The sequence below is a fragment of the Streptomyces sp. NRRL B-3229 genome (genome assembly GCF_000719505.1).
Lineage (GTDB): Bacteria > Actinomycetota > Actinomycetes > Streptomycetales > Streptomycetaceae > Streptomyces > Streptomyces griseorubiginosus.
This window is the reverse complement of the sequence record NZ_JOGP01000036.1, coordinates 46736-53634: the sequence shown is the minus strand read 5'-3', so window position 1 is coordinate 53634 and position 6899 is coordinate 46736. Positions and strand designations below refer to the sequence as shown.

Below are 6899 nucleotides of genomic sequence, written 5' to 3'. Positions count from 1 at the left end.
GCGTCACGTACGTGAAGCCGGTGCCCGCCGTCGACCTGAGCGTGACGACGGGACGCGTGGTGCTGCGTGCCATGAGGACTCCTTCCACCACCACCGAGCGCTTTGACTCGGTCATGTCATGCAGTCGTGTCAACGCGGCCGGCCGGCGCATCATTCCCGACGGCGATCAGCAGCTCCGGAGTCGGCCCCGGCCAGGACACGCCGAGCAGCATTCCGCGGCGCCGGCAGAGCGGCCGCTACGCGACGACCGGCCGAATGGACACAACACTCCCAGGCGCCCCGAGATCGGCAGGACAACTTCCGCTGACTACCGGATTCTGACGGATGATCATCCTGGCAGGTACATGACGTAAGAGGGTGGCAGGGCATACGATCGCGACGCCCCGGAGGGGTGGTCGACGGCGTGCCCGGCCCCTGCCGGACCACCCGTACCGCTCCTTCGCGCTCCCGGTCCCGCCGGGGCCGGACTCCCCCCCCCACGGATGAAGGAGCAGCAATGCCCCTCGGCACTTGGCTCAAGGCAGGCACGTCCGCCGCAGCGCTTGTCCTCGCCACTGCGGGCACCGCGACCGCGGTCCCCGCTCCCGCCGCTGAACCGTCCGCCGCCCAGGCCGCGGCGGTGACCCTTCGCTACGACGACAGCCGCGCCGCAGGCTGGGAGAGCGCGGTCGCGGCCGCTGTAGCCACGTGGAACGCGAACGTGAGCAACGTCCACCTGGTGGAAGCGGCGCCCGGAACCGCGGCCGAGATCGTCATCATCGCGACCACCGGCTGGCCGCAGGCCACGCTCGGCCCCGTTCGCCCGGGCCGTCAGGTGCGCGTGGAACTCGGCAGCCAGGCCGTGGACCAGGGCTACAACAAGACCCGCATCGCCGCTCACGAAATGGGCCACAGCCTCGGCCTGCCGGACACCAAGCCCGGCCCCTGCTCACAGTTGATGTCGGGATCGAGCGCCGGTACGGCCTGCACCAACGCCACACCCAACGCCACCGAGCGCTCCCGAGTGCAGTCCGCCTACGCGAGCGCGATCGCCACGCTCACGCCGGCCCAGGGCCGGATCCTCGTCGACGCACCCTGACGGCCCAGCTGTCGGACGGCCCGGGGATCTCTTGACGAGGTCCCCGGGACATGACCAGTGAGCCGGGACCGGCGACGGCGGTGCGGTCAGGGCAACGACGGCTCCTGGCCAACGCCCCGGCAACTGCTACAGCACCCGAGCCGACTCGAGCAGGGCGTGGATGGATTCACATCCCACAGTTCTCAATTGCAGAACCAGCAGTTGTTGGATTTCTGGATCGACCATTTCTAGAGTGAGACCGCAGCATCTCACTGCATCGCGCAATACGGGGGTTGCCCGACGAGGATGTAGTGACGATGACCGGAACCAGAATGCGCAGCCGCAGCGGTCTCGGCGTCGTCCCTGACGACCAGTCCGCAGGCCCCTCCGCCTGAAACGTTCACGTCACAGCGAAAGAGCCCCCATGAAGACCTACACCCTGCCCGGCACCGACATGGTGGTCCCCAACGTCGTCCTGGGCCTGATGCGCATCCAGGACATGAGCGACGAGGCGGTACGCACGCTCGTCAACACTGCACGCGACGCCGGCATCACGTTCCTCGACCACGCCGACGTCTACGGCACGGACGACCACGGTTGCGAGCGTCGGTTCGCTGAGGCCATGAAGCTCAGTTCGTCGGAGCGTGAGCAGTTCGTCATTCAGTCGAAGGCCGGCATCGTCAAGGACGGGCCCTATTTCGACTTCTCTCATCAGCACATCGTCGAGTCCGTGAACGGTTCACTGCGGGCACTGGACACCGACTATCTCGACATCCTGCTGCTGCACCGCCCCGACGCTCTCGTGGAGCCGGAGGAGGTGGCCCGGGCCTTCGACGAGCTGGCCGCGGCAGGCAAGGTACGTGCCTTCGGCGTCTCCAACCAGACCCCCCGCCAACTCGACCTGCTGCGCAAGCACGTGACGCAACCCATCGTGGCGAACCAGCTCCAGCTGTCGATCACTCACGCGCCGATGATCGCGCAGGGCGTCGCCGCGAATATGCAGGACCTCGACCAGTCGGTCGTCCGCGACGACGGAATCGTCGACTACTGCCGCCTGCACGACATCACCATTCAAGCGTGGTCGCCTTTCCAAGCCGGATTCTTCGACGGGCCGTTCATCGGTTCCGACCGCTTCCCCGAGTTGAACGCGGTGATCAACCGGCTCAGTGACAAATACGGCGTGCCGGCCGAGGCGATCGCGGTCGCCTGGATCACTCGTCATCCCGCGCAGATGCAGGTCGTCCTCGGCACGACGACGCCCGAACGCGTCACCGCCGCCGCGCTCGGTTCCGACCTCCCGCTGACCCGCCCCGAGTGGTACGAACTGTTCCGCGCCGCCGGGTACAAGGTGCCGTAGCCTCTGCCCCTTCCGGACGACCTTTCCGTCCGGTTGTCAGGTCCGAAAGCGCCGCAGTCCCGGGGAATGCCGTGGCCACCAGTGGTCGGGGCACTTTCGCGGGGCTCCGGCGACGCCGCGCCCCGGCGCAGGGAGGCGCACCACGTCACTCCGAAGAAATGCGGAACTCGAACGTGGGACGGTCCCACGGCACGGCGGGCGGGTTCGCGAGCGCGGTCCCGGTCCGCACCGCACCGACGCGGTGGTAGAAGTCCTGCGAGGGCACGTGTGACACGACCTCGACACGGTCGAGCCCGGCAGCCCTCGCCTCCGACGACATGTGCGCGACGAGCAGCCGTCCGAGCCCCCGTCCTTGCGCTTCGTCGGCGACGAACAACAGGTCGAGTTCCGGTGGAGCGAGGACGAGCGAGTAGAACCCCAGGATCCGGCCGCCGTTTTCGTCGGCGCCCACGGCCACGAAGGTCCGGTGGGCTTCGATGTAGTCGGGACCGACCCGGTAGCCCGCGACCGCCGCTGCGTACTTGCCCGCGTAGGCGCCCGAGCCTCGCACGAGCCGGGTGAGGCGTTTCGCATCCCTCGCGACCGCCCTCCGAATCGTGATCGGCCGACTGGTCGGGGAAGTGCGGGAACTCATCCGAAGAGTAAACCGCACCGCGGAGTGCCTGCCGACGCCGGGTCGGCTGCTGTCGGTCATGCGCAGCAGGCGGGGGCTGCTGGTGGGTTCGCAGACAGGCCCATCGACGGGCGCCGCCTTGTCCGTACAACGGTAATCGGCAGCAAACCCCTCGAACCGAGCCGGCGCAGCCGCTCGCCGGCCTCGGGACTGTGCCTCGACGACCCCCGCTCCACCAAGACGAACGGCGTCCTCGTGGACCTGTGGACCTGCAACGGAGGCACCAACCAACCGTGGCAGTTCTTGAGGCGCCTTCGTGAACGCTGTACGCCTCAGTCCGCCCGAAGGCCGACCGCCAGCGTCAGTTCAAGGACCCGGTCCGGCGACGCGAGATCCGGGAACAGCTCCCGCAGCTGGGACATCCGGTACCGGACCGTCTGGGGGTGGACGAACAACGCCGCCGCCACCTCGTCCCGCCTGCCCTGATGCAGCAGCCACGCCCGCAAGGTCTCCTCCAGCCGCCGCGCGGTCGCGTCGGGCAAGGCCTGCAACGGTGCGAGCGCGCGGGCACGCAGGTCGGCGAACGCGTCCATGTCGGCGGTGAGCACCAGCTCGGGCAGATGTTCCTCGGTGTCGCGGATGCCGGAGGAGAGGGAGCGGGCGCGCAGGGCCCGGCCGTAGGACGCGGACGCTCGTGTCCATGGCCGGACCGGGCCGACCACGGCGGTCCGGTCGGTCAGCTGCCGCAGGAGATGCGGTCGGTCGGCGTCGGGGACGAACAGCACTCCGGTGGCGTCCGGCAGATCGTCGAGGACGAGGGTGCTCGGGTCGAGGGCGCGGTAGGCGGGCCGGGCCTGGTCGGCGGGCAGCAGGACCGCGGTCAGTGAGACCGGCGGCTGCCAGCCGGCCCGCTGAGCGGAGGCCAGCAGCACGTCCGGGCTCGCGCCGGCGAGGAGGTCACGGGCCAGGTGCTCCAGATGGCGCTCCTGGGCCCGGCCCCGGGCGGCCAGTTCGTCGGCGTGGCCGGCGGCGCTCGCCGCGGAGAGCTCGTCGATGTAGGCGAAGGTCAGCTCGGCGAACTTGGCGACCTCGGCGGCGGGCAGCCCCGCGGGTACGGCACCCGCCGCCAGGCACCGCCAGGCCACGCGGGCACCGACCCGGTAGGCGCTGAGCAGGGCGTCCATCGACCGGCCGTCGCGCACCTCGCCGCGGCCCAGCTCGTAGGCCGCGTCCCCGGCGTCGCCGCCCGTGGCGTTCCCGCTCGCGAGGTCCAGGTAGTGCCCCAGCGCGGTGCGGACGGCCCGGCGGATGGTGCCGCCCATGCTGCCCGACAGGGCGTTGGCGTACGGAGGCACCTCGTCGATGATGGCCTGGACGACCTCGTCGGCGGTGCTCCTCAGCTCGGCCCGCAGTGCGGTGACCGTTGTCTCATTGAGGGCCAGTTCACTCGCCCTACGGATTGCATGGCTCACGTTTTTGTTCCCTGCGAACAATTCAACCCACCAGATTCACATCCTGCGGTCAGGACTTTACGCCCTGAGGCGCAGCAAGCTGGAATCATGACGAGTACAGCCCTCCGCAGCAGGGCGTGGAAACTGCTCGAGATGGTCACGACGCCGCTACTGCCGTCGGACTACCTCGACCTGGTCAGTCCGCTGCGCGCGGGCGCTGACCTGCGCGGCCGCATCGAGGCCGTGCACCCCGAGACGAGCGACGCCGCCACGGTCGTGATCAGGCCCGGGCGGGGCTGGCGGGGCCACACGGCCGGTCAGTACGTCCGCGTCGGGGTCGATGTCGACGGGGTGCGCCTGTGGCGTGCCTACTCCATCACCTCACCGACCGACCGCCGGGACGGCCGCCTCACGATCACTGTGAAGGCGATCCCCGACGGCAAGGTCAGCAATCACCTGGTCCGCAGAGCGAAGCCGGGCACCCTGATCCAGCTCGACCACCCGACCGGCGACTTCGTGCTGCCGCAGGCCAAGCCCGCCAAGGTGCTCTACCTGACGGCCGGCAGCGGCATCACCCCCGTGATGGGCATGCTGCGCGACACCGAGTTCGACGACGTCGTCATGGTCCACTCCGCGCCCCAGCCGCAGGACGTGATCTTCCGCAAGGAGCTGCACGACCTGGTCGCGGGCAAGAAGCTGCGGCTCACCGAGGTGCACACCGCCACGGACGGCATGCTCGACATCGCCCGTCTCGACGAACTCGTGCCCGACTGGGCCGAGCGCGAGACCTGGGCGTGCGGGCCCACGGGCCTGCTCGACGCCGCCGAGAAGCACTGGAGCGAGCACGGCGTACCGGAGCGCCTGCACACCGAACGCTTCCGCCCCACCGTGATCGCCACCGGCGACGGTGGCCAGGTCACGTTCAGCACCTCCGGGAAGACCGTCGACGCGGACGGCGCCACGCCGTTGCTGGACGTCGGCGAGGAGGCCGGTGTGCTCATGCCGTCCGGGTGCCGCATGGGCATCTGCTTCGGCTGCGTCTCGCCGCTCAAGGCGGGCGCCGTCCGCGACCTGCGCACCGGTGAGATCACCGAGGCAGAGCCGGGCGTCCTCATCCAGACCTGCGTGTCCGCCGCCGCGGGCCCCTGTGACATCGAACAGTAGGAGCACTTTGACCGCCATCGACCCCACCGCCCACCTGACCGCGGAGCAGATCGAGGAGCTCGGCCGCGAGCTGGACGCGATCCGCGACGAGGTGATCGCCGGCCGCGGCGAGAAGGACGCCGCCTACATCCGCAAGGTCATCTCGGCGCAGCGCACGCTCGAGCTGGTCAGCCGGGGCGTGCTCCTGTTCTCGATGTTCCCGCCGGCGTGGGTGCTCGGCACCGCCGGTCTGTCCGTGGCGAAGATCATGGACAACATGGAGATCGGCCACAACATCCTCCACGGCCAGTGGGACTGGATGCGGGACCCGAAGATCCACTCCACCACCTGGGAGTGGGACCACGTCTCGCCGGCCGACCAGTGGAAGCACTCGCACAACGAGCTGCACCACACGTACACGAACGTGATCGGCAAGGACAACGACCTCGGCTACGGCATCATGCGCGTCGACGAGGACCAGAAGTGGCACCCCTTCCACCTCGGCCAGCCGCTGTGGAACTTCATCAACGCCTGCTTCTTCGAGTACGGCATCGCCGCCTACGACCTGGAGCTCGGCAAGAACCTGCACAAGCGCCGCCGCAAGAACCCGGAGTTCCGGGCGCGGGCCAGGGCCGTGGGCCGCAAGATCCGCAAGCAGGTCCTCAAGGACTACGTGATCCATCCGCTGCTGTCCGGCCCGTCCTTCCTTCCCACGCTCGCCGCCACGTTCACCGCGAACCTGGTCCGCAACATCTGGTCCCACTCGGTGATCATGTGCGGCCACTTCCCGGAGGGTGTCCAGGTCTTCGAGCGCCGGTCGATCAAGGGCGAGACGCGCGGCCAGTGGTACCTGCGTCAGATGATGGGTTCGGCGAACATCAGCGGCAGCAAGGCCATGCACTTCATGACCGGCAACCTGTCCCACCAGATCGAGCACCACCTGTTCCCGGACCTGCCGAGCAACCGGTACGCCGAGGTCGCCGTGAAGGTGCGCGCGCTGTTCGAGAAGTACGAGCTGGAGTACGTCACCGGTCCGCTGCCCGTGCAGGTCTTCTCGGCATGGCGCAAGGTCTTCCGGCTCTCCCTGCCGAACAAGAAGAAGCAGCCCGTGGTCGAGGTGCCGGAGCGCGAGAAGGAACTCGTCGCGGCCTGACGTCCGGCATCGGTGGAGATGCGAGCGCGGTGGCGGGCCGAGATGCGTGATGTGCCGCCGTGCTCCATCGGCCGATCGACGTGACGGGTGGCCGCCTCGGCCGCCGTACCCCTCGAACAGGTCGC

General features: G+C 69.1%; 6 protein-coding genes and 1 pseudogene. 4 read left to right on the top strand and 3 right to left on the bottom strand.

Going from position 1 to position 6899, the window contains the following annotated elements; translation table 11 throughout:
- Positions 1-73, bottom strand: a pseudogene (locus IF54_RS42465) (50S ribosomal protein L33); the annotation flags it as partial.
- Between the two features lie 423 nt (positions 74-496).
- On the opposite strand from IF54_RS42465, the gene IF54_RS0136665 reads away from it, so the two are divergent.
- Positions 497-1078, top strand: a complete 582-nt coding sequence (locus IF54_RS0136665; protein WP_030326868.1) for a snapalysin family zinc-dependent metalloprotease — start codon at positions 497-499, stop codon at positions 1076-1078.
- A gap of 403 nt (positions 1079-1481) precedes the next feature.
- On the top strand, positions 1482-2414 hold the full coding sequence (locus tag IF54_RS0136660) for an aldo/keto reductase (protein WP_030326866.1): 933 nt from the start codon (positions 1482-1484) through the stop codon (positions 2412-2414).
- Between the two features lie 145 nt (positions 2415-2559).
- On the opposite strand, the gene IF54_RS0136655 is transcribed toward IF54_RS0136660, so the two are convergent.
- Positions 2560-3048, bottom strand: a complete 489-nt coding sequence (locus IF54_RS0136655; protein WP_030326864.1) for a GNAT family N-acetyltransferase — start codon at positions 3046-3048, stop codon at positions 2560-2562.
- A gap of 311 nt (positions 3049-3359) precedes the next feature.
- Positions 3360-4499, bottom strand: coding sequence for a PucR family transcriptional regulator (locus IF54_RS0136650; protein ID WP_030326862.1), 1140 nt, complete (start codon positions 4497-4499; stop codon positions 3360-3362).
- Positions 4500-4586: 87 nt separating this feature from the next.
- On the opposite strand from IF54_RS0136650, the gene IF54_RS0136645 reads away from it, so the two are divergent.
- Together IF54_RS0136645 and IF54_RS0136640 are read left to right on the top strand one after the other, a co-directional pair.
- Positions 4587-5642, top strand: coding sequence for a ferredoxin reductase (locus IF54_RS0136645; protein ID WP_030326860.1), 1056 nt, complete (start codon positions 4587-4589; stop codon positions 5640-5642).
- A 7-nt stretch (positions 5643-5649) separates the two neighbouring features.
- Positions 5650-6774, top strand: coding sequence for a fatty acid desaturase family protein (locus IF54_RS0136640; RefSeq protein WP_030326858.1), 1125 nt, complete (start codon positions 5650-5652; stop codon positions 6772-6774).
- Positions 6775-6899: the final 125 nt, after the last annotated feature.